The sequence below is a fragment of the Chryseobacterium kimseyorum genome (assembly GCF_025971945.1).
Classification (GTDB): Bacteria; Bacteroidota; Bacteroidia; order Flavobacteriales; family Weeksellaceae; genus Chryseobacterium; species Chryseobacterium kimseyorum.
In genome coordinates this window covers 248,297-273,465 of sequence record NZ_JAPDHW010000006.1, presented here as the reverse complement: position 1 = coordinate 273,465, position 25,169 = coordinate 248,297, and the positions used below count along the sequence as shown (strand labels likewise).

Genomic DNA, 25,169 nt, shown 5'->3' with positions numbered 1-25,169 from the left:
TTTTGTGGATAACGTTCTATTTTTTATTTAATAAATATCTAAATATCTGATCATTAATCAATTAAGTCTATTTACTTTTGTATATTAGGAGCAAGTTCAATTGTTTACTTTTGTATTTTGCAATTGTAAATTTTATATTTACATTTGTAATTAGATTAAAAGCTTATTTCTATGAGTTTAAATGAGAGAATTTCAAAGGTTATCGAATACTCTAAACTGACCTCTTCTGAGTTTGCAGACGAAATCGATGTACAGCGTTCTTCTATTTCACATATTACTTCCGGAAGAAATAAACCCTCTCTAGAATTTATTATTAAAATTAAATCGAGGTTTCCTGAAATTCTCTGGGATTGGCTCGTAACTGGTGATGGTGAAATGTTGAAATCTGATTTGCCAGATGATGAAAAAATTTCGGAACACGAAAGTTTGGAGGAGAGAACAAAACCGACTTCTCTTCCCGATTTATTTACAATGATGAATGACGATGATGATTTTGGAACGGAGGAAAGAAAAGCCGACGAAATTCAGGCAGTGCGAGAATCGATTATTTCCCATCAAAGTAAAGAAGAAGAAAAAATATCCGATTCTCAGCCATTAGAAAAATCTAAAGAATATTTAATTAATCAAGCTATTGAAAATCAGACTCATAAAATAAAACGAATCGTTCTGTTTTACGAAAACGGAAAATTTGAAAGTTTTGAGCCATAAAAAAATCTGATCCAGATTAAAGATCAGATTTTAATAAGATAAAGTAAAATTTATTGCTTTACCATCTTTGTTATTTTCGTTGTTTCGTTGCTTTTTATTTTAAGAATATAATTTCCTTTAGGTAAATCTGAGACATTGTATTCCTGTGCCCCTTTTAATGTTCTGATCAGCTTACCTGAAGTATCTATAACGTCCACACTGCTGATAATCATTTTCCCGGGATTGTTTATCTGGAAAGATTCTTTCACAGGATTTGGATAAATCTGTACTCTGTTGTCATACTGCATTACTTCATCTGTTCCCAACGTTGATGTTGTGAATGTAATGATAAACGGTATATCTACATTAAAATCTGGCGCTGTTGCAGGAGTTCCGTCATCAATTAAAGTGGTCCATACCTGTGGACTTACCCCTGCATTAAACTGCTTAGCATTGAAAGTGGCTAATCCTCTACTTCCCGGAATGGTAACTGTTGGAGAAAATCCTGCGCTCGCAATTGTTGCATTTTGAAGTTGATATTTTAACCAATAGGTGCCTGGATTTAGGGTAGCAACAGTATTTGCTTTTATTCTCCAAATCTTACGGGTAGTACCTGGAATGTTTAAAGCATTTGGAACTGCACTGTTGAAGATTCGGTACATATTGGAATCTACTCCTGATGCATACCTGTTTGTGGTGTCATCACCAAAAACGCTGACAGCTCCTGCAACTGAAGGATCTGAACTGTAAATATTAACTCTGACTGTTGTAAAGGGATTTGTAGTTCCTGCATAATTTGTCTGGTATGCAAAAAAGTCGATCGCCGAAATCTGCCATTGCGTTCCGGCAGGAACTACAAAATCATCAGCCAGAAAATAATTTGCAGTTGCACTGCTGTACATTGCAGAAAATCCTGAACTTGTATTTGCTTCTGTTGTATTACCTGTATTATTCTGAAGTTCAGACCAGGTATATCCAGCAGGTGCTGCGGTACCTGCGTTTGCTGTTGCTCCTGTGCTCAGACCTCCATTAGTATAAGTGGTTTGCGCAGTTGTAAGATTCGCTAATAAAATGATAGCAGAAAGGAAATTTTTAGTCATATACATATTTTTTAAATTCTTATCAAAATTAAATAAACAATATAATATTTATATTAAATTGACATAAAAATTTAATGATTATCATTAAAATAAATAATCCATTAACAAACCATTTATTTTATAAATAATATGATTCAAAAAAAACTCCGTTTTCACGGAGTTAAATTGTTTTTAAAAATATGTTTTTTTAAGCTTTTCTTCTTTCAAGCTCTTTTTTAATCAGGCCAAGTTCCCTTCCAGTTTGCCCTGCAACAGAAGTGTTTTCACGGGCTCTTCTCGTAAGATACGGAACAACATCTTTCACCGGTCCGTATGGAAGATATTTAGCCACATTATAACCCTTATCAGACAGATAGAAACTGATATTATCACTCATACCGTAAAGCTGACCAAAATAGATGTGAGGATTGTTATTTTCGAGACCTTTCGCTATCATTTTATCCATAACAAGCTCCGAAGAGATTTCATTATGTGTTCCAAAAAAAGCAGAAACTTTATCCAAATGATTCAATATAAAATCAATACCAGCATTATAATTTTTGTCTGAAGCATCTTTCGTTGGCTGAATAGGATCTGCATAACCTTTTTCTGCAGCTCTCGCTCTTTCCTTTTCCATATATGCACCACGTACAATCTTGTAACCAATGAAATAATTCTTTTCTCTTGCTCTCTGAAGATTCGCCTCCATATATTCTAAGCGGTGCGTTCTGTACATTTGAATAGTATTCCATACAATCGGTTTCTCCTGATTATACTTCTCCATCATCTCTTCGCAAAGCTGATCAGCTGCATCCTGCATCCACGATTCTTCGGCATCGATCATCACTTTCTTACTATGTTCATGGCAAAGTTTGCAGACTTCATCAAATCTCTTTACCACTCTCGCCCATTCTTCTTTCTGGCTTGAAGTGAGTTCTGCATTTTTTCCGACTGCCTCATATAAATCAATTCTTCCGAAAGCGGTAGGCTTAAAAACGATAAAAGGAATTGCAGGATTTCCCACAGAAAATTTAATGATGTCTTTAATTTCCTGGCAAACGGCATCAAAAGTTTCCTCATCTTCTTTCCCTTCAATCGAGTAATCGAAGATACTTCCAACGCCTCTTTTGAAAAGCTGCTTCACCGCCTTCATGCTTTCTTCACGAGTCTCACCACCTACAAACTGTTCAAACAAGGTATTTTTTACAATTCCGTTGACAAATGGAAAGTTATTATGTACTGTGAAATTAAGCAGAGAAGTTCCGATATTGGTCAAAGCCGGCTGTTCAATCATTTTAAACATCCAATACGCTTTTCTCAACTGAGCATCTGTTTTATCGGCAAATGCGACTTTAGTATCGTTAAAAATGGGCATCCTTTTTATTAAGTTTTGATTTTGGCAAATGTAAGAATAACCTGAATGTTTTTAAAATATATTTTTTCAGTTTTTTTAATGCCTATTCTCACCTTGAAATTGGTGTATTTTTGTCGCAAAGTTCACAGATATTTTTTTTTACTGCAGACTGCTTTTAAGTTCGCAAAACGCAGTTTCGCTGATTCAAATAAATATAATTTTAAATTGAGGCAAGGGCGTTTCACTAAGCAAAGAACACCGAGTTTATCTTTCAGATATTCAAAATTGAAGCATATAACATCTTCTCATCTTTTGAATCCTTTTTAAGAAGTCCTTTTTATGTCTTTTGACTTCGTTGAATCTTCGATTTGCGGTAAAATCAACCTATAATTTGCCCTCGATTCCATTGAGCAACATTGCGATAATGCCTACAAAAACCCAAAAACGTAAAATATTGAGTGTGAAAAATTTAGACTTTTTAGAAGAATTGAGAAGTAAATAAATGCAGGAAATCATAATGAACAGTCCTGACGCAAAATAGTAAGCCATAAAACCTGAAATTCCTGTCTTTGCAATAAGTTTCATCGAAACGGCCATTGTAATCATCAGCAGAGAAATAATGATGATTTTGGTGGTTTTACTCTTGAAATAATTTGGAATAGTAACATAGCCAAATGTCTTATCCACGCTTTTCGTTAAGGTATCTTTTACAATATCAATGCACAACAGAATCAGGAATAAAAAGATGGCCATCAGCAGAACTTTTCTTGAAAACGTCTCATAGTACACCATCATTCCAAAGAAAGGATATAATGTAAGGCTAACGAATGTGAGATTATTCAAAATTAAAATCCGGCTCAGTTTGTGACTGTAAAACCACATAAAAAACTGGTAAATAATAAAGAAAATAAGGACTCTATAAGATATAAAACTTGCAACTCCCAAAGAAATTACAGTGAGAGCGAGGTAAGCATACAGAAAATACTTTTGCTTAATAAAGCTCTGAATTCTTGTTCTGAACGGTTTTACAATATGATCTTTTTCAAAATCGTAGAACTGATTAATGATTCCGCCGGAAAGTATGGACAGAACGGTACAGAAAATAATCCCGTGAACTTTAAAATCGAAGACGAAATTTCTGAAAGATTCTTCCTGATTGAACAGGAAAAATGTAGAAACATATAATGCAAAAGTCAGAAGGATAGCAACGAAAAACCGTGCTCCTAAAAGAAAACCGACAAATTGTGAAAGTCTGTAAAACAGAGATTTGGAAATAAAATTCTTTTCCTGGAAAGTTTCTTTTTCAGAATTCATTCCGGGCCGCTTTAGAATCTGTAAATTACTTCTTTATGAAAACCGTCAAGCATTTTTTCAGCTTTATCGTAATCTTTGGTGAAACCTAAAATATATCCACCACCTCCGCTTCCGCAAAGTTTAAGGTAGTAAGCATTGGAATCCAAACCTTTTTTCCACACGTTAAAGATGCTTTCAGGAATCATCGGACGAAAATGTTCGTAGGCCCAGTGAGAAAGTTTTTTAAGGTTTCTGAAGAAAGGATTCATATCTTTTTTCAGGAATGAATCGATGCAGGCATTATTATAACGGATGAATTCTTCTTTCAAAGTTTTGCGGAAACCTTCAGTCTTCATTTTTTCAAAGAAAATCTGAACCATCGGTCCCGTTTCTCCTATACTTCCCGAATCAATCAGGAAAATAGCGCCTTTACCTTCTTCACTCTTAGGAATTAAAACTTTATCTACGCTTTCCTTATTTTCGATAAGAATCGGCAGATTCATGTAACAGATTAACGGATCAATACCTGAACTTCTTCCGTGAAAATAGCTTTCCATTAAACCAAAAACCTTTTTCAGATTTTTAAGTTCATCTTTAGAAATGTTGTCAGGAATATATTTAGTAAAAGAATATCTTTCGAAAATGGCAGCCACTAAAGCTCCAGAACTTCCCACACCATATCCCTGAGGAATATTGCTGTCGAAAAATAAACCCTGGGAAATTTCTTTCTGAAATTCAGAAACATTTAATTCAAAACCTTCTGGAAGTTCTAAATTATGTAGATATTCTGCGTATTTAATGAGATGACCATTAGACTTTTTTTCAAAGTCTGAATCCAATGACGAGAATTTCAGAGTCCCTTTATAAAAGCTGTATGGGAGTGTTAAGCCCTGTGAATCTTCAATGATTCCGTATTCTCCAAAGAGAAGGATTTTAGCGTAAAATAGAGGGTTCGTCATTGTGTAATTATTCTATGGTGCAAAGTTAACATATTCTGCTGAATATTAACAAATTTTAAGCCAATAACGTAATTTAAACCTTAGATTTTAAGAATCTGATAGTGATTGCACCGGCAGCAAAAAATGTAGACATTGCAATAAATGCATACTGCATATTCCCGAATTTCTGAATGATCACACTGAAAATAAGCATTCCACAGATGATCGCTATCTTCTCGAGCACATCATAGAAGCTGAAATACGTTGTGTTTTCCATAGAATTCTCCGGTAAAAGCTTTGAGTAAGTAGAACGGGACATCGCCTGTAAACCTCCCATTACCAAACCAATAAGACCTGCCAAAGCATAGAACTGAAGCTGAAGATTAGGATTTTCTTTGTTTAAAGAGAATGCAGAAATACAACATACGATCCAGATCACAACGGCGATCGTAATCACATTTTTGTTTCCAATTTTTTTTGATAATCTTGAGAATAAGAAAGCTCCAAAAATCGCAATAATCTGAATTACCAAAATAGTAATAATTAATTTGTATTTATCTGCCTGCTTCGGGAAAATATCTGTACTTCCGAAAGGTACAGCCATCAGGAAAATCGTCTGCATCCCAACGCTGTAGAAGAAGAAACTCAATAAAAAGAATTTCAGACTTTTATCAGCAAACAGTTTGCTTCCCACTCTGAATAATTCTCTGAAACTTTCTTTGGCGATATCTTTATAGAAACTGATGTTGTCTTTTAAAACTTCAAAAAAACCGCCCTGCTCGTCGTGTCTTTTAAAAAGATTTTTATAGTTCAGTAAAACCAAATCTTTTGGCAACTTTTCTTTTACATCGCCAAATTGAGGCAAATGTTTGAACGTGTACTGTGAAAAACCAAACCACCATGCTCCTGTTAACAGAAAGCTGACTCTGATATAGATATTGGTCTGTTCAGGACCTTTCGCAACTACCTGAATTAATACCAAACAGATAATCAGTAAAACCACAGAACCTAAATATCCATAAATATATCCTTTTGCAGAAAGTGAATCCTGCTTTTCCGGCGTGGCAATATCCGGTAAAAATGAATTGTAAAATACCAAACTTCCCCAGAAACCGACACTCGCTGTGATGCTGAACAATAATCCCAGGAACACATTTTCCATTCCCGTAAACATGGCCAATCCCATACAAGATGTTGCTCCCAGATAGCAGAAGAACTGCAGGAATGATTTTTTATTTCCGATAGTATCGGCTAATGATGATAAAAATGGAGACAGAAGCACAACCAAAAAGAAAGAAATAGCATAAGAAAAACTTAGAACCGCTTCCGGCTCGTACGTTTCCCCAAAAACTTTAATCATATTTCTCACCGGAATTTCCTGCACTTCATTCGCTGCTGCTACATACTCTTTTTTGTTGTACGCAGTGGTCAGAATTGTATAGTAAATAGGAAAAATTGCAGAGGTAATTACCAGAGAATATACAGAGTTTGCCCAGTCGTAGACTGCCCAGGCTTTCATGATCTTTGGGTTGTTCTTTATGTTTTGTGAAGGTTGAATTTCAGTTTCAGACATTTTAAAATGTATTAGTTGCACAAAAATAGAAAAACCGTTGAACATTCAGTGATTTTTATTTTGTTTCGGAGAAATATTATTGTTTGGTTTAACTTAATGCTGACTCTGTCGCAAGTTGCGTCGGAGTGAATCGGTTAAATTGCAGTCAAAAAAAAAACCAAAAACATTACTGCTTTTGGTTTTAATTTATCTGCAAACAAAAATTATTTATTGAAAAAATCTTTAGATTCTTTATTGGTCAGAATTTTAAAGATAATCATTAAAAGACCCAGCCCCTGAATCAAAGATCCAATTGTTAGGCATAAATTTCCATTCAGAAGTCCTAACGAAATGTGCGTAATTTTAAGCCAGGCGCCTAAAATATTAATTAGAAAACCTGCTAAGAAGACTGCAATGGCGTATTTTGTTTTCATGAGTTTCTTACATATTCTCAATAACAATAGCAGATGCACCACCACCACCATTACAGATGGCTGCAGCACCGTATTTACCGTTGTTCTGCTTTAAAACATTGATCAAGGTAACAATAATTCGCGAACCTGAACTTCCAAGTGGATGTCCCAGTGCAACTGCACCACCGTTTACATTTACTTTGGCAGCATCTAACCCTAAAATTTTATTATTTGCCAAACCAACTACAGAAAACGCTTCGTTAAATTCGAAAAAGTCGATATCAGAAATTTCTAAACCAGCTTTTTTAAGAGCGATCGGTAATGCTTTTGAAGGTGCTGTTGTAAAGTTTTCAGGCTCATGAGCCGCGTCAGCGTAAGAAACGATTTTTGCTAAAGGCTTCAATCCTAATTCTTCCATTTTTTCTTTAGAAACAAGAATTAAAGCAGATGCTCCATCATTTAAAGTAGATGCATTGGCTGCTGTAACCGTTCCTTCTTCTTTTTTGAAAACGGTAGGAAGTGTAGGAAGTCGGTCGAAATTAACTGCTTTGTACTCCTCATCTTCTGAAAAAATAATAGGATCACCCTTTCTCTGCGGAATAGAAACAGAAACTACTTCGTCAGCAAATTTCCCTTCGCTCCATGCCTTCGCAGATCTCTTGTAAGACTCGATAGCAAAATTATCCTGATCTTCTCTTGTAAAATGATAATCTGTCGCACATTTTTCTGCACAAACACCCATATGAACTTTGTTATAAACATCTGTAAGACCGTCTAAAACCATTCCATCCTGCATTTTCACATCACCTAATTTGGTGGCATTTCTTGCATTATAATAATGTGGAACTGAAGACATATTTTCCATCCCACCAGCAACAATAACGTCTGCATCACCAGCTTTAATGGCCTGTGCAGCCATGGTAACAGCCTTCATACCTGAAGCACAAACTTTATTGATAGTCGTAGAAGGAGTTTCGTTTGAAAGACCCGCTCCTAATGCAACCTGACGTGCCGGCGCTTGTCCTTCACCTGCCTGCAAAACGTTGCCCATGTATATTTCCTGAACATTTTTCGGGTCAAGATTAATTTTATCTAATGCTCCTTTTACTGCTGCTGCTCCCAGTTTTGTAGCCGGAACTGTTGAAAGGCTTCCCATAAAACTTCCCATTGGAGTTCTTACTGCGGAAACGATGAATACTTCTTTCATATGTTTAATTAATTTAATTAGTATGTATAATAATTTATTTCACAATCAAAGCAAGATGCCAAATTGTGAAGTGTTTCTCACTCTACTTTTTCAAGAATAATTTCTTCTATTTTGTTAAAATACTGAGACGAAATTTTGATGAACTGATGATCTGTTTCTACAATCTTATTGGTAATTACATCGCCTATTCTTATCGGATTTTTACCGTCCGATTTTCCTGTAACTGTGGTTTTGTATGTACAGTTATCGATAAACTCGACTTTATATTTGATGTAATCTTTACCGTTGTTGGTATATTCCCGCTGAGCATCTTTCTTAATAACGATATTCCATTTTTTTGCAGGTTCTCCTTCTTTGATAAACTTTCCTTCTTTCATCAGATGGCATTTTGCAGGGTTATCCGGAAGAAGAAAATGTTCCTGAGCGATGACGTTGGAAGTGCAGAAAATAAACGGAATTATCAGAAGTGAGTTTGCTCTCATATTTTTTTCTTAGTTGCAAACAGCATGATTAATGCTCCCAAAAATTCGACAGCCCAACCCCATTTCAGCTTCACTGTTGCGGCTAAAGTTTCCGTCCATGATTTAAACGGAAGAAAACTGAAGTAGCTGAATGCCTGATATTTCGTTGCGAAAATAGTGAAGATAAACAGCAGAATTAGTAAAATACCGAATATTTTAGTGATTTTCTGACTGTTGTTCAAGATTCCAAACAATGCAATAGCTGAGAAAATCCAACATGCAAAAGCTAAAGAATGATCAACCTGCCAGTAGTTCCAGTTTCCGATAATCGGAACGTGAACGAGTGGTAAGAAGCTTCCTACAACCACTAAAATTAATCCGACCAACTGTATATTTTTCATCTTTTAATTTCATTCTTAAAATGCCAAAGTACGAAAAAAAACACACTTACAATGAGTGTGTTTTTAAAATCAGATATTTGAATATTAACAATAATGATCGACAAAAAAATTCACGAAAAATTATTTATTATGTAATGGAAATTAACTTTTGATATACAATTAAAAATTAACATACAGTAATTCCAAACCAATCTGAATCCCATATTTGTTATTAATCTTGGCATTATCATTAAAAATCGGGGTGAAATCTTTTTTAACAAACACGTTTAAAGCACCATAACCGACAGAAATCTTACCACCCATCAGAAAATTATTTACAGATCCACGTATGTTTTCTCTGTTGCTTATTCTATTGTCTTCAAAGTTTTTATAAATGATTTGGTTTTGGCTTAAATATCTTACTCCGCCATAAACTCCAGCCGAAACTCTGAAATTCCCTTTTGAATTATCGAGCATTTTTTCACCATTTTCAGTAGTATACTTCGGATTCAGAACAAAAACAAAATCAACCGGTACCGTAAAATAATAATTAAAAATTCTTGAATTTATTAAATTACCTGCTGTAAAGTCAGAAAGAGAAATCTGACGGTTCTGCTGAACAAAAATTTTGGAATCATCAAGTCTGTAAGTATCAGTTCGCAAACCCAGTCCTATCCTATAAAAAACGGGCGATGTGAGCGCACCAAACTGCCGAGTTGCGCGATATTCGAAAACGTAAGATGACGATCTGCCAAATTTCATTTCTGAAGACCTGTTTGCTAAATCTAAAGAACCGGCAGATTTTGTAAGATTTGAATACGCAAACGATATATTTATATCATTTTGCTTCAACAGTTCTTTTTTAGTCTTTTTTAAATCTTTAAAACTTAGAAGTGCATTATTCTGTGCAAAACCAATCTGATCAAAAACATTCCCTTTCCCCATCAGAGAGCTTTTAACCAATACTCTTGTCGCCTCCTCTAGATTCTCTTTCTGACTGTCAACTTTTTCATTGATAATCTTCTCGTACTTTTGAGCAACTTCTGTTTTCATTTTCTGCTTTTCTTCTGTAGAAAATTTATTTTCTTTAAAAGTTTTATCCAAAGCATCCAGCTCACCGTTCATTTTACCTTTTTCAGAAACGATAATGCTGTCGATCTTTTTAGCATAATTTCTCATCTGGATGTCGGTATAAGGTTTTTCCTGAGCCTGAGTGTAAGAAAAAGCAATGATAGCTAAGAGTAAAGCAATTTTTGTTTTCATGTTTAGATAGTTATTTTTAGACATTATTTTACTTCTGTACACCTGTGTGACAGCAAATTTTAAAAGAAGTTGCTAAGTTATTTTGGGTCTACATAAACGGTAACACCCAGAACTGTTACATTGCCCAATTTTGGAATTACTTTATCAATAGGAATAACCCCGAATCTTCGTGCGTCCTCATTAGCTTTTTCACGGGACACATCAAGTTCTCTGGCCAATAACAGATCGTTTGCAGTTACATAACTTACTTTTGGGGTATTTGAAACAAGAGGCAGACTGTGGTTTTCGACCTTTTCCTGTTTATCATCATTGATTTCAGATTTATTAAGTACTATTTTTGTTTCTGTTCTTTCAGAAATGTGGCTGGGAGAATTTTCTTTTGTAATTTTTAAATTCTGAGAGTACTTATGTAAAATTTTCTGATGGGCCTCTTCCTTTACAATTTTCGGACTGATATTCTCATTTAAACTTTCTTTGTCAGTAATTAATTCTGAACGATTTTCATTCTTCAATACTTCTTTCTCAACATTTTTCTTAACAGCATAATTTGCTTTTTCAGCGTTGAAATCTCGGTTGTAGAAAATCAATGTTCCCACAGAAATCAGTAATAAAATAACCGCTGCATATTTCCACCATTGAAATGAAGTAGCGGATTGAAGGATAACTTCAGGCTTTTTTTCCAATGAAGCATCAATCTGATCCCACAGATCTGAAGAAGGCTTTATTTCAAGCTCTTCGTAATCAGATTTTAACTGTTTCAGTATTTTTTTGTCCATTTTCTTTTGCTTTTAAATAATCAGCAATCCATTTTTTGGCCTTGCTTAATTGGCTTTTGCTGGTGCCTTCTGAAATGTTCATCATCTCAGCGATTTCCTGATGCTTTTTTTCTTCAAAAACATAAAGATTGAAGATCAGTCGATAGCCTGCAGGCATTTGAGAAAATATTTCTTCGATATTAATTTCGTTGAGATTTTCATCCGACTCATCTTCCGGGTAATCATCAGCAATTTCAATATCTGCATAGAGAATATTTTTATTTTTCCTGACGAAGGTGATGGAGTCATTGACTACAATCTTTCTCAGCCAAAACGGAAAACTTTTCCATTCTTTGCAATCTTCAATTTTATTAAAACACTTTAAGAAAGCATTTAATAAAATATCTTCAGCATCATGAATATTATTTGTGTAAGAATTTGCAACCGCCAGCATTTTAGCTGAAAACAATTCGTAAAGAGCTTTCTGGGCTCTCCGATCCTGTTTTTTGGCAAGTTTAAAATTCTCTTCTAAATTCTTCATGTATCAGTTTCTAACTGTAAGACGTCAAAAGTTTAAAATGGTTGTCTGAAAATAAAAAAAATTGCACTTTTATTTAAAGTGCAATCTGTTATTTAAGAATATTTGAGATTAGTGATTAATGTTGGCTACCGCTTTAGGATCGTGTTTGTGCTTAAACAGCACCCAGAAAAGTATTGCCAATATCAGAGAATACGCTGCAAAGTAAAGCCAGATCTGCTGCCAGTCTTTCACCATCACTACCGTTGATAGAGTTCCGTCTGGATTAACAGCAGAATTAAAACTGTTTTTCAGAATATTTAAAAATGATGCATTGTCTGGTGTTGTATCTAAATAGGTTGATAAATCTGAAGCCGTGGTAAACCTGTGAGTAAAGAATCTGTCAATCGCCCAACCTGCTGCATAACTGCCAAAAACTGCTCCGAAACCATTGGTCATCATCATAAATAAACCCTGTGCAGAAGAACGAATCTTCTTGTCAGTCGTCGTTTCAACGAATAATGAACCTGAGATATTAAAGAAGTCAAATGCCATCCCATAAACAATACACGACATAATGATCAATCCCAATCCATATCCTGTAGGAACTCCGTAAGCGAAAAATCCGAATCTCAGGACCCAGGCAAACATTGAGAATAACATCACTCTTTTAATCCCAAATCTTTTTAGAAAAAATGGAATTGCCAAAATAAACAGGGTCTCAGAAACCTGAGAAATCGACATGATAATGGTTGATCTCTGTACTACAAATGAGTCTGCATATTTCGGAAATTGAGCAAATTCACTTAGAAAAACATCTCCGTAAGCATTGGTCAGCTGTAAGGCCGCACCTAAGAGCATTGAAAACAGAAAGAAAAGTGCCATTTTGTAATTCCCGAATAGCTTAAAGGCATTTAAACCTAACTGTTCAGATAACGGTGTGCTTTTATCAATTAATTTCTGTGGCGGACATTTCGGTAATGTCAGTGCGTAGATTCCCAGGATAATTGCAGCAATACCTCCGATGTAGAATTGTCCCTCAGTAGCTTTATTACCGGTAAGGTTGGTGATCCACATTGCAACAATAAATCCTATAGTTCCCCAAACACGGATGGGCGGAAAGTCTTTTACCACATCCAAATTACTGTTTTTAAGAACCGTGTATGAGATAGAATTCGCCAGAGCGATTGTTGGCATATAAAAACACATGGCAACCAACATCACTGAAAAGAATGAGTTGGGATTTTCGCTGTGTGGCAATATGAAAAGGGTGATTCCGTAAAGAATTTGAAGTGCCGAAAATATTTTCTCAGCATTAATCCAACGGTCAGCAATAATTCCGGTGATGGTCGGCATAAAAATAGACGCGATACCCATTGTTCCGAAAACTGCTCCAAACTGAGTACCATCCCAATGCTTTGTACCGAACCAGAAATTCGCCATCGTTATAAGCCAGGCTCCCCAAACAAAAAACTGCAGAAAGCTCAGAATGGTCAATCGTAATTTTAAACTCATTGTGTTTTTATAATATCTTAATCAATTTTCTTTTTTCTTCTTTTGATTTCCTCCTGAATCTCAAGAGCAGTATCAAAATCTTCTTCTTTTACAGCGTCGTCCAGCAACTTCTGCAATTCCTCCATAGAAACATTTTTCAGATTGTCTCCTTCCTGAACAGTTTCAGAAAAAACATCATCCTCCTTGGCGGTATCTTCCAATTCCAGTAAAATTCCGGCTTCATTCAATACCTGTTGAGTAGTGAAAATTGGTGCATCGAATCTTACTGCCATTGCAACAGCATCTGATGTTCTGGCGTCTAAGATCAACTCCTCTTCGTTCAGTTTATTTTTGAAATTGATATTTGAGAAAAATACGCCGTCAACAATCTGATAAATGATAACAGATATCAACTCAAACTGAGCAGATACTATAAATTTCGAAAATAAGTCGTGGGTGAGCGGACGTGGCGGATGAATGTCTTTCTCTAAGCCTAATGAAATGGATTGTGCTTCGAAATTCCCGATAACAACGGGTAACTTAATGTGTGTTTCTTCATGTTCCAATAACAATGCGTACGCCCCCGATTGGGTCTGGCTGTACGATATTCCGCGAATGATTAGCTGTTTATAATCCATGACTACAAATATAAATTAATTTTTTATTGTAGGTTTTACTTTTTAAACAAAAATAAAAGCCCGGAAGCCGAGCTTTTATCTATATTGTTGATGTTTGTCAAAGGTCAGTCGTGAATTTTGCTTCGCAAGTGAATTTATTATTTTAAAAATTGACAAGCGAAGCGAATTGACCATTCACACTTCACATTCTTATCCTTTAAGTGCTTTAATTTTTTCATTTAATGCAGGAAGAATCTGGAAAGCATCTCCTACCACACCGTAATCAGCTGATTTGAAGAACGGAGCTTCAGCATCACTGTTAATGACCACGATTGTTTTAGAAGAGTTTACTCCAGCCAGATGCTGAATAGCTCCAGAAATACCGATGGCAATATATAAGTTTGGAGAAATTGCCTTACCTGTCTGTCCTACGTGCTCTGTATGAGGTCTCCATCCAATATCGGAAACCGGTTTTGAACACGCCGTTGCTGCACCCAAAGTATTTGCCAAGTCTTCCACCATTCCCCAATTTTCAGGACCTTTCATCCCTCTACCTGCAGAAACTACAACTTCGGCTTCTTTTAAGTCTAATTTACCTGAACTCTGTTCGTGAGAAATTACTTTCGTATCTTCATTTGCCACGGAAAGATTTTTGACTTCTTCAGACCCTGAAACTGCGTTTTCCTTTACACCGAAAGCGTTTTGAGAAACAGTAAGAATCACTCCAGCTCCCTCAGCTTTTGCATGCATGAAACCTTTTCCTGAGAATGCTTTTCTTTTTACCTGAAATGGAGACTGGCTTTCCGGCGCTTCCAAGACATTGGTAATTAAAGAAAAATTCTTCATCACTGCCAACATTGGTGCAACAGAAGAAGCATCTGTAGTATGAGGAAAAACAAGAATATTTCCGTCAGCCACTTCACTCAATGCCTGCGCATAAGCTTTTGCTGAGAAATTTTTAAGACCTTCGTCTTTAATGTTGATTACGTTTGTTGCTCCATATTTATACAATAAATCTGAAGAATCTGTAGGGTTTACAGAGATTGCTGTAACTGTTTCGCCAGCCTGATCAGCCGCTGCTTTAGCATAAGAAACTGCTTCAAAAGCTGCTTTTTTGTAAACTCCGTTTATATTTTCTGCGTATACGAATACTGCCATTTTAATTTTGTTTAAAGTTTAAGGTTTTTTGTTCAAGCTTTGAAATTTGAGATTTAAACTTCGAATCACATTACTTGAATCTTTTTACTTTTTACTTGAATCTTATTAGATAACTTTCGCTTCCTCGTGAAGTAATCTTACCAACTCATCTAAATTGTCTGGAGAAACCATTTTTACAGCTGCTCTTGGCGGTACAGAGTCATAAGAAACACCCTGAACTTTTACTTCAGAAGAAGTAGGCTCAACAACCTGCAAAGGTTTTGTTCTTGCAGACATAATTCCTCTCATGTTTGGGATAATCAGATCTTTCTCGTCAACTAAACCTTTCTGACCAGCGATTACAGCAGGTAATTTCACAGAAATTGTTTCTTTACCTCCTTCGATTTCTCTCACAGCAGTCGCTTCACTTCCGTTTACATCTAAACCTACCGAAGCATTTACGAAAGGCTGACCTAACAACTGTGCAACCATTCCAGGTACAGAACCACCATTATAATCGATTGATTCCTTTCCGCAAAGAACCAAATCATAACCGCCATTTTGAGCTACGGAAGCGATTTCTTTTGCTGTAGAATAACTGTCTTTAGGATCTAAATTTACTCTTACTGCATCATTTGCTCCTATGGCCAATGCTTTTCTGATTACCGGCTCTGTTCCAGCATCACCTACATTCATCACGGTAACAGTTGCACCCTGAGATTCCTGTAATTTTATTGCTTTTGTTAAAGCAAATTCGTCTAGCGGATTGATTACCCACTGAATTCCGTTTTTGTCGAATGCAGATTTATCTGCTGTAAAGTTAATTTTAGAAGTAGTATCAGGAACACTACTAATACAAACTAATATTTTCATATGTACTATATATTTTTCTTTTTACTTCATCAGATGATAAAACTGAAGAAGTGATTTTGTTTGTTAAGTGTTGTAAATATAAATAAAAAATATATTATGCATGCATAATACTTATTTAATTATTATTCAGCGCATTATAAGTTTCTAACTCTTTGGTTTTGTTGCTCTAAACTCTATCTTGCTTGGCAAAACACGTGGATTCATTTTTAAAATATCTAAGATTAAATTCCCCATATCTTCGGGCTGAATTTTCCAATTATCCTTTTCCGAAGGTTCATTTCCGTTGAAATGTGTTGCCACTGAGCCCGGCATCACCACGGTCGATTTAATATTATATTTTCTCAAATCAATCATTGCAGCCTGCGTAAACCCGACAACACCGAATTTTGAAGCATTGTACCCTGTTCCGTTTTCAAAGAAATTGGCACCAGCCAAACTTGAGATGGTGATATAGTATCCTTCCGTCTTTTTTAATTCTTCAACGGATGCTTTTAATGTGTGAAAAACTCCGGTCAAATTCGTTTCAATCATCGAATTCCATTCTTCTGAAGTTAATTCGTCAACCGGTTTAAAAATCCCTAATCCTGCATTGGCAATAACAAAATCTAGCTTTCCGAATTTGTCCGTAATCTTTTCAACCGCTTTTTGCTCACTTTCTAAACTTCTAACGTCAGAAACCAATCCTAAAACATTTTCCGAAAACTTTTTCAATTGGGTTTCAGCTTTTTCTACATCTTCTTTATTTCTCCCTGAAAATGCAAGAGAAATCCCATTCTGAAGTAATATTCCAGCAATACCAAAGCCGATACCTTTCGTTCCACCAGTTATGTAGGCTACTTTATTTTCTATCATAATATTTTAAATTTATTTCTCTAAAATAACAAAAACGCTCCTATCGGAGCGTTTTAAATATACTAAGATTTATCAGTATTTATTTTTTGATGAATTTTTTGCTAAACTTACCCTTTTCAGAATCAATAATTAACAAATAGTTTCCTGCTGTAAGCTCAGTCACATCTATAGAAATTTCATTCTTTTTGTCGGAGCTCAATACTGTTTTAATTGCCTTTCCAGAAATATCAGTAATACTTACAAGATTAATCCTAGAGTCTTTTGTCATCACGTTTAAGACATCGACTACTGGATTTGGATAAACACTTACGTTTACACCAGATTTTGCAGTTATCTCCGTGGTACCTAATACCGATGCAGTTACCCCAGTTAATGTAACAGTTATATTTGTCCAAGTCCCGGAATTTGTTGGTGGATTGGCGTTTGCATATCCATTGCCAATTCTAACTGTATATGCAGGATTAGCAGTGAAATTAATCGGTGTTGTTAAGGAATAAGAACCATTAACAACTGTACCGGCAGTACTAGCTCCTCCATTTGGCCATGCACCAGTTTCAGTAGCGCCAAAATTAGAATCACCTCCTACTTGAAGAAGAGGTGTACCGGTTATAGCACTAGTTGGTAGAACCATAATAGTCAGATCATTCGCCCATGTTGTTCCTGTCTGAGCAGATAGTGTAGCGTTTATAGTAGCACTCGTTAATGTACCTGATAATTGAGCACCATTATACAAAATTCCAAATGAAGCTCCTGTATAAGTCGCTGTAGCAATATTTGTTGTAGCTTGACTAAATACCATAGAACTTATAGCAATTAGTCCTGTAAGTAAAATTTTTCTCATAACTATTTTTATTTTATCTAAAATTATAAAAAATTATATAATCTAACAAAAATTATCTTCAGATAATGTGAGTTTTTAATTTTTTTTTAATAATTAATTATAAAAAAAACGCTCAAAATAAAGCGTTTTCTTAAGTTATAAATGAAAATTATTTTTTAATGAACTTCTCTGTAGAAATACCTTCTTTAGTTTCTACGTTAATCAAGTAAGTTCCGGCCGAAAGAGTTGAAACATCGACTTTATCACCTTCCAATTTTACATTAATTTTTCTACCTGAAAGATCAACCACAGATACTCCGTTTATTTTTGAGTCTGTTTTAATATTTAAAACTTCTGATGTTGGATTTGGATAGATCGTACTTTTAGTTTTTTGAATTTCTGACTCACTTGTTGCCAGAAAATTCATATTATCTGTATATAAAAGATTAACATCATCAATTGCCCAGTTGTAAGCAGTTGTATTACCGGTTGCATTAAAATTATAACTTCGATACTGCCCAATATCTAATCCTGGAAGAAGTGCTATGGGCGCTACTGGAGCATTATATGAATATGTTTCTTGCGGAGTATAAAATGTAGATGCTCCTGTAGTCATATTATAAGCAATACCTATCGTTACCCATGTGTTTGCAGGATAAGTGCCATCTAAAGCTTTAAATAAGGCAAATTGTCTAACTCCACCGTTTAGACGGGCACCTGCTGCCGAAATTGTTTTGGTTACAACATTATACACAGCACCAGCAATAACTGCAGGCGTTGTACCATCATCAATCAATGTAAAATAGATAGAACCCGTACCATTCGCGGAACCAGTGTAGAAACTGTAAGTCGCTTTGATCACATTATTACCTATTGATGGATCAACAGCAACCAGCTTTACAGCTGAATGATTATTTGGATCTGAGGTTGCAGCAAATCCAGAACCTGCTGTAATTTTGAGAGAGTTTCCATGTGCTGCGTCAATAGTTGCAATTTGATAATCGGTAGCAACGCCATTGACCAAATAGTAACCACCCTGACCAGCAGTAGCTCCTGCAAAGTTAGTTCCTACATTTCCAGCTGTCAGTGAATTAAAATTCTGCGTATCGATAACCTGACCAAACATCATCATTGTTGCAGAAGTCAACAATATAGAAGATAGAATTTTTTTCATAATATTTATTTAAATTATTTAATGTAAATATAATAAAGTTTCACATATTTAATTATAAATAATGTTAAAATATAAAAAATCCTTAAGAAAACTTCTTAAGGATTCATTATTGTTATTTAGAATAATTCTCAAAAAATAAAGGTATGCTCTCTATCCCTTTATAGAAATTAAACAGACCATAATGTTCATTAGGTGAATGAATTGCATCTGAATCTAAACCAAAGCCCATCAATACTGACTTTGCTCCTAATACCTGCTCAAACATTGACGTGATCGGAATACTTCCTCCACCTCTGTAAGGAAGAACTTCTTTTCCGAAAGCAGTTTCCATTGCGCTTTTTGCGGCTAAATATTCTTTAGTATCCGTAGGTAAGACGTAAGGCATTCCACCGTGATGCGGAGTTACTTTCACTCTTACATTATCCGGAGCAATTTTTTCGAAATATCTGGTGAATTTTTCGGTAATTTCTTCAGGTGTCTGATAAGGAACCAAACGCATAGATATTTTTGCAGAAGCTTTTGAAGGAATTACTGTTTTTGCACCTTCACCGGTATAACCACCCCAAATTCCGTTGCAGTCTAAAGTCGGGCGAATGGATGTTCTCTCCAAGGTCGTGTAACCTGCTTCACCTTCTACACCATTTAAACCAATAGATTTTTTGAATTCTTCAGGATTGTCTTTCAGTTTGTTCATGTCTGCTCTGTCGGCATCAGAAACGTCTTCTACATTGTCATAAAATCCGTCGATAGTGATCTGCCCGTCTTCATCAATTAACTTAGCTATCATTCTAGAAAGTATATGAATTGGATTGGGTACTGCGCCACCATAAAGTCCTGAGTGCAAATCTCTGTTCGGACCTTCCACTTCTACTTCTACATAGCTCAAACCTCTCAGACCGGTCGTTACGGTTGGCTGTTCGTTGCTGTAAATGTGGGTATCAGAAATCAAAATGCAGTCGCAAGATAATTTCTCTTTAAACTCATTTACAAAATCACCTAAACTTACAGAACCCACTTCTTCTTCACCTTCAAATATGAACTTGATGTTACAAGGAAGAGAATTCGTCTTCATCATTGCTTCAAACGCTTTAATCTGCATGAAAAACTGTCCCTTATCATCTGCAGAACCTCTGGCGAAAATGGCTCCGTCCGGATGTAGTTCTGTTTTCTCAATATAAGGTTCAAAAGGTGGTTTTCTCCATAATTCTAAAGGATCTGGCGGTTGAACATCGTAGTGACCATATACCAGAACAGTCGGCAGGTTTTTATCTATTAATTTTTCTCCGAAAACAATTGGGTACCCTTTGGTCTGGCACACTTCAACATTGTCAGCCCCTGCATTTTTAAGATGTTCTGCTACTTTATCTGCACATAGCAAAACTTCATTTTTGTAAGCTGGATCAGCTGAAATGGAAGCGATTCTCAATAATTCAAATAATTCATCTACGAAACGAAGTTTGTTTTCGTTGATGTAATTTAATGTCTCTTGCATTGTCATTTTAATTTGGCTAAATTTAAAAAAATTGGACTGCCTGAACAAACAAAAAGAGCGTTTTATCTCTCAGGTCATTATTAAAACAAAAAATCCTGCACATGTGCAGGATTGATGTATATTTTTGAGAACAATTAGTGTCCGGCTTTTGCAGAATCCGCATGTTTTGCTGTTGCGCTGTCGGTAGCTTTTGGAGCTTCAGTTTCGTGAGCACCATGTGCAGGAGTTGCGTGAGCTGGTTCAGCACTGTGACCGTCGTGACCACCTTGGTGATCGTCAGAATATCTTTCTACACCTTCTTCAAGTTTCAAAGTATTCTTATTACCGCCAGCCTGAATTTTCTTACAGCTTACTGCTACTGTTGCGATAGCCAAACATATAATTAATTTTTTCATATGATTTATTTATTTTCTTTAAACGGTCATCTGCAATAGCTCAATGTTCTTGACTAACAAGCACTGCGATTCTGTACCAAAATTTTTGATTGCTCAAAAGTAAGAAATATTGCATTTTTCAGCAACATTTTCAGACTGATTTTAATATTAATTTTCCTTTTTTGGATTGTGTAAAAATAAGATAGTCATTTCCGCCATCTTTTAATCCATACTTTTTCTTAATTTCTTCAGGCTTCAGTGGGTAATTTTTAGAAATAATATTAAACTGCCCCTTCTTTTTAATCTGCTTTCCATCAATAACTTCCATCTCAAATATTCTTCCCGGAAAACTGTCAATTCTTATATTTGAAGTATAGATATGACTGTTGGGATGTAGTTTTTTAAGATTAAATTTCTCTGAAATCAAATTAAAAATTCCGGCTTTTAATAAGGTATTGTTTGGAATATAAATAAATTTTTCTGGTCCAGCATATTCTGCAGACGCATTTTCCTCATCACCAAACTGAAACTGGAAGTCAGATTCTCCACTTTCAAGATTGATACAGTGACATTGAATGGATTCTGAATTTTCTTTAGATAAAAAAACTACAATCTCCTTTACATCATTTTTCAGCGCAATAATATCAATCCGGGAAATATTTTTTAGTACTGAAACGAGATATTTTAGATCAATGAGAGGGGATAGTTTAATCACAACCTGTTGAGAAACAGAAAGTAATTTTTCCTGAATTTCAAGGATGTTGGGCGACAAATCCTCCAGCAAAAAAACTTTATTTTTCTGATGGTCTCTTCTCGCTGGATCGAGATAAACGACATCGAAATCTTCAGTGTTTTCACTTAAAAAACTCTCTAATTTCTGATTGATAAACTTTGCTTTTTTTCCTAAAACAGTCCAATTATGTTCTACAGTCTGTAAAAGTTCAGGATTTTGTTCAACCAAAGTAATGTCATCAAAATTTTCTGAAAGATAATAGGCATCAATCCCGAAACCACTGGTCAGGTCAATAAATTTCTTTCCTTCCAAAATTTTTGATTTATAAACTGCAGTTTTATCAGATGAAGACTGCTCTAAGTTGAGCTGCGGAGGGAAAATAATTCCATCCTTCAGTAGAAACGGAAACTTTTTCTGTGCAACATGCTTTCCCTTAATCTGCTGAACAATTTCCTGCATCGAAACATCAGGAAATGGAGACTTTTTTAATAATAGCGAATGCAGATCTGTGTTTAGATTTGCATTGATGAACTGTTGAACTTTATCTCCCACAGATTTCACAGATTTTATGAGATGCAACCATTAATTTTTCTAAAAATATTTTTGTCGATATAATCTGTATTAAAGTTAACAAGTATTCCTAACTTCAGATTAGTAAGTTTTAAATAAGTTAAAAGCTGTTTATGATGAACATTACCTATTTCCTCAATCGATTTTATTTCAATTATCACTTTATCCTCAACAATTATATCCGCAATAAAACTTGAATCAATAGTTGAACCTTTGAATTTTATTGGAATTGGAACTTGAGTCTGAACTCTTAAACCTTTACTTTTTAAATCAAAAGCTAAAACTTTTTCGTACACTTTTTCTAATAAACCTGGCCCAAGCTCATTATACACATCAAAAATGGATTTTCGGATTAAGAAACTTATTTCATTTTCTTTCATCGTAATGTGTTTTTACAATTTTTAAATTACAAAATATTCAACTCTAAAATCTGTGAAAATCTGTGCAATCTGTGGGACAAATCACTCAAACATCTCAGCCCAACGCACCGCTTTTATTTCTTTTTCGCTGTATAATTCTTCAACAGATTTTTTAACCTTTAATTTTGGGTACAGATTCACCCCAATCAGTTTTATCCTTCCTTCCTCAACCCATTTCTGCTCCTGAACAGCCTGGTCGTAGATTTTTTTCTGAATAATTCCCTGTTTTAGTGATTCTAAATATCCTCCAGCTTCTTCAATTTCTAAAAAGAACTGCCAAGATTTTTCTGCAATCTGCTGGGTGATATCTTCAACGTAATAACTTCCATTTGAGGCGTCTTCAAAGACATTGATGATGCTTTCGTACGCTAAAACGATTTGCTGCTTAAATGAAATTTCCTCAGAATTTTCAGTGTTATTTCCAATTTGATAATTGGTGCTGAACACCGCATCTGCGCCGCCAATCATTGCCGAGCCTAATTCTAAAGTGGAGCGAATCAGATTGTTTTCGCTGTCTGAAACCGACTTATTTCTCGAAGAAGTTTCGACAAAAATATATGGAATATCATCTAAACCATATTCTTTTGAAAGTTGATTAAAAACCAATTTAAACGCACGGATTTTCGCCATCTCAAAGAAGTAATTTCCTCCTACGGCTAACCTGAATAATATTTTATCTAAAATTTCTTCTCCATACACTTCTACCAACTCTTTAGTTTTAGCCAAAGCAATTCCCAACTGCTGTACTATAGACGCACCGGCATTTTGGTGAAGTGCAACATCAATACATAAATTTCTTTTGAAACTTTTTGCCTGTAATTCTTTGACCAGCTGATCATTAATCATAGCTTCACCTTCATCAAAAACATCAATTAATGAAAAATACTGATCTTCATCGGCAGGACTGATGTGTTCTGCCAAATCTTTATTGTTGATAAAAATTGTTTTCTCAACCAGATTTTCAACATTCTCATTTAATAAAAACGCAAAGACATCTTCCTCCAGCGTTTCATGATAGGTTGCTACCAAATGCGTACTTTCTTCTACTTTGGGAAGATTGACTAAAGGTTTTTCAACAGCATCGTAAAAAGGTTTTACATCAATTCCTTCCAAGTTTTCTTTTTTCAGAACGGTGTAAATATCTTCCGATTTCAGCTGTTTCTTAACGAGATTTTCCCAGCTTTCAAATGTATTTTGTGACATAGACTATGAGTATGAAGTGGTGAGTTGTGAAAGGTGAATTCGCTGTGCGTGTCAATTTAAATTCACTTACAAAGCAAAATTAACATCAGACAGTTCATGAAATTATTTTTTGGCAATATTTGCGCTGTCAACTACCAAGATGAAAATTTCTTCATTAGGTTTTTTCATAAAGTAATTTTCTCTGGCGTATTTTTCTTTCTCAGATTTATTATTCATCAGCTTTTTGTAGAATTGGTCATTCTTTTCATATTCTGATTTGTAATAGTCGAGTTGCTCTTCGTATTTATTGATTTCTCCGTTAAGTTCATTGATAACCAAAAACGAAGTTTTGTCGAAAAATACCATCCATACCAAGAAAAGACATATTGCAATCACATATTTATTCAATACATAATGCTGCAGAAATCTGATGGTTTCTGATTTTGGTTTGATGTCTTTAATTAATTCTTTTACCGCCATTTTTTAGTGTTTTCTCAATGAATTCTTAATCACCGTTGTTAGAAAGTCTATCGCTACAGAATTCTGCTTCATATTGGGAATTATCAGATCGGCATCGTTTTTAGACGGTTCTATAAACTCCTGATGCATCGGCTTCAAAGTAGTCTGGTAACGGTGTAAAACCTCGTTTAGATCTCTTCCTCTTTCCTGTGTATCTCTCCTGATCCTTCTGATTAGTCTTTCGTCTGAATCTGCGTGTACAAAGACTTTTAAATCAAATTCTTTCAGCAATTCTTTATTTGTCAAAACCAAAATTCCTTCTACAACCAAAACATTTTTCGGTTCAACAGTAACGTGATCGCCCGTTCTGGAATGCGTCACAAAACTGTAAACAGGTTGCTCGATAGATTCGTTATTCTTCAATGCTTTTACATGTTTAAGCATCAGTTCAAAATCTATCGACTTGGGGTGATCGTAGTTTAACGCTTCTCTTTCTGTCAGTGTAAGATTGTGATTATCGTGATAATAATTATCCTGAGACAAAATATTCATCCCTTCAATATCAAGCTGCTGAATGATTTTATCAACAACTGTAGTTTTGCCGGATCCTGTTCCTCCCGCAATTCCTATTACAAGCATTCTAATATAGTTTGTACAAATATAAAACAATTAAAAGATTTAAGAATTGAAAGATTAAAATATTCATTCAAATCATGGAATTTCAAAATAATAAACTCCGGTGATTGCCGGAGTTTATTTTATACGATTTCGCTTGTTAAGCTTCTTCCAATTAATTTTTCATGCATGGGTTTCAAAACATCCATGGAACCAGTTTTTACTGTGCATTTACCTTTGTAATGTACGAGCATTGTACACTGTTCGGCCTGTATTATGTCGTGCTTACAAATCTCTATCAAAGCTTCGATAACATCATCAAATGTATGAATATCATCATTATGCAAAATCAATTTGTAAACTTCATCAGTTTCATCCAAAACCAGAACTTCTTCTTCGTACTGACGTTTCGGATTTTCGTAATCTTTTATGCTATTATAAAAAATCATTGTTTAAAAA

At 35.1% G+C, this 25,169-nt stretch carries 28 protein-coding genes; 1 reads left to right on the top strand and 27 read right to left on the bottom strand.

Translation table 11 applies throughout. The features are described from left to right. Nucleotides 1–171 precede the first annotated feature (171 nt). Nucleotides 172–708 carry a helix-turn-helix domain-containing protein gene (locus tag OMO38_RS10895; protein WP_264750205.1) on the top strand — a complete coding sequence of 179 codons (537 nt, stop codon included), beginning with the start codon at nt 172–174 and terminating at the stop codon, nt 706–708. Between the two features lie 50 nt (nt 709–758). Here the strand turns inward: OMO38_RS10895 and OMO38_RS10890 are convergent, their stop codons facing one another. From OMO38_RS10890 to OMO38_RS10760, 27 genes are all read right to left on the bottom strand, one after another. After that, a complete protein-coding gene (locus OMO38_RS10890; RefSeq protein ID WP_264750204.1) occupies nt 759–1,787 on the bottom strand; it encodes a T9SS type A sorting domain-containing protein in 1,029 nt (342 codons plus the stop codon). Nucleotides 1,788–1,974: 187 nt separating this feature from the next. Next, the gene (locus OMO38_RS10885; protein ID WP_264750203.1) at nt 1,975–3,141 is read right to left on the bottom strand and encodes a proline dehydrogenase family protein; all 1,167 of its coding nucleotides are present in this window, start codon (nt 3,139–3,141) and stop codon (nt 1,975–1,977) included. A gap of 363 nt (nt 3,142–3,504) precedes the next feature. Continuing rightward, entirely contained in the window at nt 3,505–4,434 is a 930-nt protein-coding gene (locus tag OMO38_RS10880; RefSeq protein ID WP_264750202.1) for a UbiA family prenyltransferase, read from the bottom strand. A gap of 11 nt (nt 4,435–4,445) precedes the next feature. After that, nucleotides 4,446–5,372, bottom strand: coding sequence for a mevalonate kinase family protein (locus OMO38_RS10875; RefSeq protein ID WP_264750201.1), 927 nt, complete (start codon nt 5,370–5,372; stop codon nt 4,446–4,448). 73 nt (nt 5,373–5,445) lie between these two features. Next, on the bottom strand, nt 5,446–6,924 hold the full coding sequence (locus OMO38_RS10870; RefSeq protein ID WP_264750200.1) for an MFS transporter: 1,479 nt from the start codon (nt 6,922–6,924) through the stop codon (nt 5,446–5,448). Nucleotides 6,925–7,127: 203 nt separating this feature from the next. Further along, nucleotides 7,128–7,337 (bottom strand): hypothetical protein, encoded by a 210-nt coding sequence (locus tag OMO38_RS10865; protein WP_264750199.1) that lies wholly within the window; start codon nt 7,335–7,337, stop codon nt 7,128–7,130. 7 nt (nt 7,338–7,344) lie between these two features. Beyond that, the gene (locus OMO38_RS10860) at nt 7,345–8,523 is read right to left on the bottom strand and encodes an acetyl-CoA C-acyltransferase (protein ID WP_264750198.1); all 1,179 of its coding nucleotides are present in this window, start codon (nt 8,521–8,523) and stop codon (nt 7,345–7,347) included. A gap of 77 nt (nt 8,524–8,600) precedes the next feature. Then, a complete protein-coding gene (locus OMO38_RS10855) occupies nt 8,601–9,005 on the bottom strand; it encodes a hypothetical protein (RefSeq protein ID WP_264750197.1) in 405 nt (134 codons plus the stop codon). Further along, entirely contained in the window at nt 9,002–9,385 is a 384-nt protein-coding gene (locus OMO38_RS10850; protein ID WP_264750196.1) for a hypothetical protein, read from the bottom strand. The genes OMO38_RS10855 and OMO38_RS10850 overlap by 4 nt, the downstream gene beginning before the upstream one ends. 159 nt (nt 9,386–9,544) lie before the next feature. Further along, nucleotides 9,545–10,627 (bottom strand): hypothetical protein, encoded by a 1,083-nt coding sequence (locus tag OMO38_RS10845; protein WP_264750195.1) that lies wholly within the window; start codon nt 10,625–10,627, stop codon nt 9,545–9,547. A 77-nt stretch (nt 10,628–10,704) separates the two neighbouring features. Continuing rightward, on the bottom strand, nt 10,705–11,403 hold the full coding sequence (locus tag OMO38_RS10840) for a hypothetical protein (protein WP_264750194.1): 699 nt from the start codon (nt 11,401–11,403) through the stop codon (nt 10,705–10,707). After that, nucleotides 11,369–11,923, bottom strand: a complete 555-nt coding sequence (locus OMO38_RS10835) for an RNA polymerase sigma factor (protein WP_264750193.1) — start codon at nt 11,921–11,923, stop codon at nt 11,369–11,371. The genes OMO38_RS10840 and OMO38_RS10835 overlap by 35 nt, the downstream gene beginning before the upstream one ends. 108 nt (nt 11,924–12,031) lie before the next feature. Continuing rightward, on the bottom strand, nt 12,032–13,414 hold the full coding sequence (locus tag OMO38_RS10830) for a nucleoside permease (RefSeq protein WP_264750192.1): 1,383 nt from the start codon (nt 13,412–13,414) through the stop codon (nt 12,032–12,034). 17 nt (nt 13,415–13,431) lie between these two features. Continuing rightward, nucleotides 13,432–14,031, bottom strand: coding sequence for a bifunctional nuclease family protein (locus OMO38_RS10825; protein WP_264750191.1), 600 nt, complete (start codon nt 14,029–14,031; stop codon nt 13,432–13,434). Between the two features lie 189 nt (nt 14,032–14,220). Then, complete coding sequence (locus tag OMO38_RS10820; RefSeq protein WP_264750190.1) at nt 14,221–15,168, bottom strand: electron transfer flavoprotein subunit alpha/FixB family protein; 948 nt, start codon at nt 15,166–15,168, stop codon at nt 14,221–14,223. A gap of 105 nt (nt 15,169–15,273) precedes the next feature. Next, entirely contained in the window at nt 15,274–16,020 is a 747-nt protein-coding gene (locus OMO38_RS10815) for an electron transfer flavoprotein subunit beta/FixA family protein (protein ID WP_264750189.1), read from the bottom strand. A gap of 144 nt (nt 16,021–16,164) precedes the next feature. Beyond that, the gene (locus OMO38_RS10810; RefSeq protein ID WP_264750188.1) at nt 16,165–16,872 is read right to left on the bottom strand and encodes an SDR family oxidoreductase; all 708 of its coding nucleotides are present in this window, start codon (nt 16,870–16,872) and stop codon (nt 16,165–16,167) included. A gap of 79 nt (nt 16,873–16,951) precedes the next feature. Beyond that, nucleotides 16,952–17,713 carry a T9SS type A sorting domain-containing protein gene (locus OMO38_RS10805; protein ID WP_264750187.1) on the bottom strand — a complete coding sequence of 254 codons (762 nt, stop codon included), beginning with the start codon at nt 17,711–17,713 and terminating at the stop codon, nt 16,952–16,954. A 148-nt stretch (nt 17,714–17,861) separates the two neighbouring features. Beyond that, nucleotides 17,862–18,866 (bottom strand): T9SS type A sorting domain-containing protein, encoded by a 1,005-nt coding sequence (locus OMO38_RS10800; protein ID WP_264750186.1) that lies wholly within the window; start codon nt 18,864–18,866, stop codon nt 17,862–17,864. Nucleotides 18,867–18,978: 112 nt separating this feature from the next. After that, nucleotides 18,979–20,358, bottom strand: coding sequence for a dipeptidase (locus tag OMO38_RS10795; RefSeq protein ID WP_264750185.1), 1,380 nt, complete (start codon nt 20,356–20,358; stop codon nt 18,979–18,981). Between the two features lie 134 nt (nt 20,359–20,492). Next, nucleotides 20,493–20,753 (bottom strand): hypothetical protein, encoded by a 261-nt coding sequence (locus OMO38_RS10790; protein WP_264750184.1) that lies wholly within the window; start codon nt 20,751–20,753, stop codon nt 20,493–20,495. Nucleotides 20,754–20,883: 130 nt separating this feature from the next. After that, a complete protein-coding gene (locus OMO38_RS10785; RefSeq protein ID WP_406567312.1) occupies nt 20,884–22,017 on the bottom strand; it encodes a class I SAM-dependent methyltransferase in 1,134 nt (377 codons plus the stop codon). 14 nt (nt 22,018–22,031) lie between these two features. Next, nucleotides 22,032–22,415 (bottom strand): GxxExxY protein, encoded by a 384-nt coding sequence (locus OMO38_RS10780; RefSeq protein WP_264750183.1) that lies wholly within the window; start codon nt 22,413–22,415, stop codon nt 22,032–22,034. A gap of 81 nt (nt 22,416–22,496) precedes the next feature. Continuing rightward, nucleotides 22,497–23,657: a methylmalonyl-CoA mutase family protein gene (locus tag OMO38_RS10775; protein ID WP_264750182.1), complete on the bottom strand. Its 1,161-nt coding sequence runs from the start codon at nt 23,655–23,657 to the stop codon at nt 22,497–22,499. Between the two features lie 102 nt (nt 23,658–23,759). Beyond that, complete coding sequence (locus OMO38_RS10770; protein ID WP_264750181.1) at nt 23,760–24,116, bottom strand: FtsB family cell division protein; 357 nt, start codon at nt 24,114–24,116, stop codon at nt 23,760–23,762. A gap of 3 nt (nt 24,117–24,119) precedes the next feature. Beyond that, nucleotides 24,120–24,734, bottom strand: coding sequence for a uridine kinase (gene udk, locus OMO38_RS10765; RefSeq protein ID WP_050380023.1), 615 nt, complete (start codon nt 24,732–24,734; stop codon nt 24,120–24,122). Between the two features lie 119 nt (nt 24,735–24,853). Next, entirely contained in the window at nt 24,854–25,159 is a 306-nt protein-coding gene (locus OMO38_RS10760; protein ID WP_264750180.1) for an ATP-dependent Clp protease adaptor ClpS, read from the bottom strand. Nucleotides 25,160–25,169 lie beyond the last annotated feature (10 nt).

Bases quoted from the DNA above. Each gene is read 5' to 3' on its own strand.
- OMO38_RS10895 (WP_264750205.1), top strand. From the start codon at position 172: ATGAGTTTAAATGAGAGAATTTCAAAGGTTATCGAATACTCTAAACTG.
- OMO38_RS10890 (WP_264750204.1), bottom strand. From the start codon at position 1,787: ATGACTAAAAATTTCCTTTCTGCTATCATTTTATTAGCGAATCTTACA.
- OMO38_RS10885 (WP_264750203.1), bottom strand. From the start codon at position 3,141: ATGCCCATTTTTAACGATACTAAAGTCGCATTTGCCGATAAAACAGAT.
- OMO38_RS10880 (WP_264750202.1), bottom strand. From the start codon at position 4,434: ATGAATTCTGAAAAAGAAACTTTCCAGGAAAAGAATTTTATTTCCAAA.
- OMO38_RS10875 (WP_264750201.1), bottom strand. From the start codon at position 5,372: ATGACGAACCCTCTATTTTACGCTAAAATCCTTCTCTTTGGAGAATAC.
- OMO38_RS10870 (WP_264750200.1), bottom strand. From the start codon at position 6,924: ATGTCTGAAACTGAAATTCAACCTTCACAAAACATAAAGAACAACCCA.
- OMO38_RS10865 (WP_264750199.1), bottom strand. From the start codon at position 7,337: ATGAAAACAAAATACGCCATTGCAGTCTTCTTAGCAGGTTTTCTAATT.
- OMO38_RS10860 (WP_264750198.1), bottom strand. From the start codon at position 8,523: ATGAAAGAAGTATTCATCGTTTCCGCAGTAAGAACTCCAATGGGAAGT.
- OMO38_RS10855 (WP_264750197.1), bottom strand. From the start codon at position 9,005: ATGAGAGCAAACTCACTTCTGATAATTCCGTTTATTTTCTGCACTTCC.
- OMO38_RS10850 (WP_264750196.1), bottom strand. From the start codon at position 9,385: ATGAAAAATATACAGTTGGTCGGATTAATTTTAGTGGTTGTAGGAAGC.
- OMO38_RS10845 (WP_264750195.1), bottom strand. From the start codon at position 10,627: ATGAAAACAAAAATTGCTTTACTCTTAGCTATCATTGCTTTTTCTTAC.
- OMO38_RS10840 (WP_264750194.1), bottom strand. From the start codon at position 11,403: ATGGACAAAAAAATACTGAAACAGTTAAAATCTGATTACGAAGAGCTT.
- OMO38_RS10835 (WP_264750193.1), bottom strand. From the start codon at position 11,923: ATGAAGAATTTAGAAGAGAATTTTAAACTTGCCAAAAAACAGGATCGG.
- OMO38_RS10830 (WP_264750192.1), bottom strand. From the start codon at position 13,414: ATGAGTTTAAAATTACGATTGACCATTCTGAGCTTTCTGCAGTTTTTT.
- OMO38_RS10825 (WP_264750191.1), bottom strand. From the start codon at position 14,031: ATGGATTATAAACAGCTAATCATTCGCGGAATATCGTACAGCCAGACC.
- OMO38_RS10820 (WP_264750190.1), bottom strand. From the start codon at position 15,168: ATGGCAGTATTCGTATACGCAGAAAATATAAACGGAGTTTACAAAAAA.
- OMO38_RS10815 (WP_264750189.1), bottom strand. From the start codon at position 16,020: ATGAAAATATTAGTTTGTATTAGTAGTGTTCCTGATACTACTTCTAAA.
- OMO38_RS10810 (WP_264750188.1), bottom strand. From the start codon at position 16,872: ATGATAGAAAATAAAGTAGCCTACATAACTGGTGGAACGAAAGGTATC.
- OMO38_RS10805 (WP_264750187.1), bottom strand. From the start codon at position 17,713: ATGAGAAAAATTTTACTTACAGGACTAATTGCTATAAGTTCTATGGTA.
- OMO38_RS10800 (WP_264750186.1), bottom strand. From the start codon at position 18,866: ATGAAAAAAATTCTATCTTCTATATTGTTGACTTCTGCAACAATGATG.
- OMO38_RS10795 (WP_264750185.1), bottom strand. From the start codon at position 20,358: ATGCAAGAGACATTAAATTACATCAACGAAAACAAACTTCGTTTCGTA.
- OMO38_RS10790 (WP_264750184.1), bottom strand. From the start codon at position 20,753: ATGAAAAAATTAATTATATGTTTGGCTATCGCAACAGTAGCAGTAAGC.
- OMO38_RS10780 (WP_264750183.1), bottom strand. From the start codon at position 22,415: ATGAAAGAAAATGAAATAAGTTTCTTAATCCGAAAATCCATTTTTGAT.
- OMO38_RS10775 (WP_264750182.1), bottom strand. From the start codon at position 23,657: ATGTCACAAAATACATTTGAAAGCTGGGAAAATCTCGTTAAGAAACAG.
- OMO38_RS10770 (WP_264750181.1), bottom strand. From the start codon at position 24,116: ATGGCGGTAAAAGAATTAATTAAAGACATCAAACCAAAATCAGAAACC.
- udk (WP_050380023.1), bottom strand. From the start codon at position 24,734: ATGCTTGTAATAGGAATTGCGGGAGGAACAGGATCCGGCAAAACTACA.
- OMO38_RS10760 (WP_264750180.1), bottom strand. From the start codon at position 25,159: ATGATTTTTTATAATAGCATAAAAGATTACGAAAATCCGAAACGTCAG.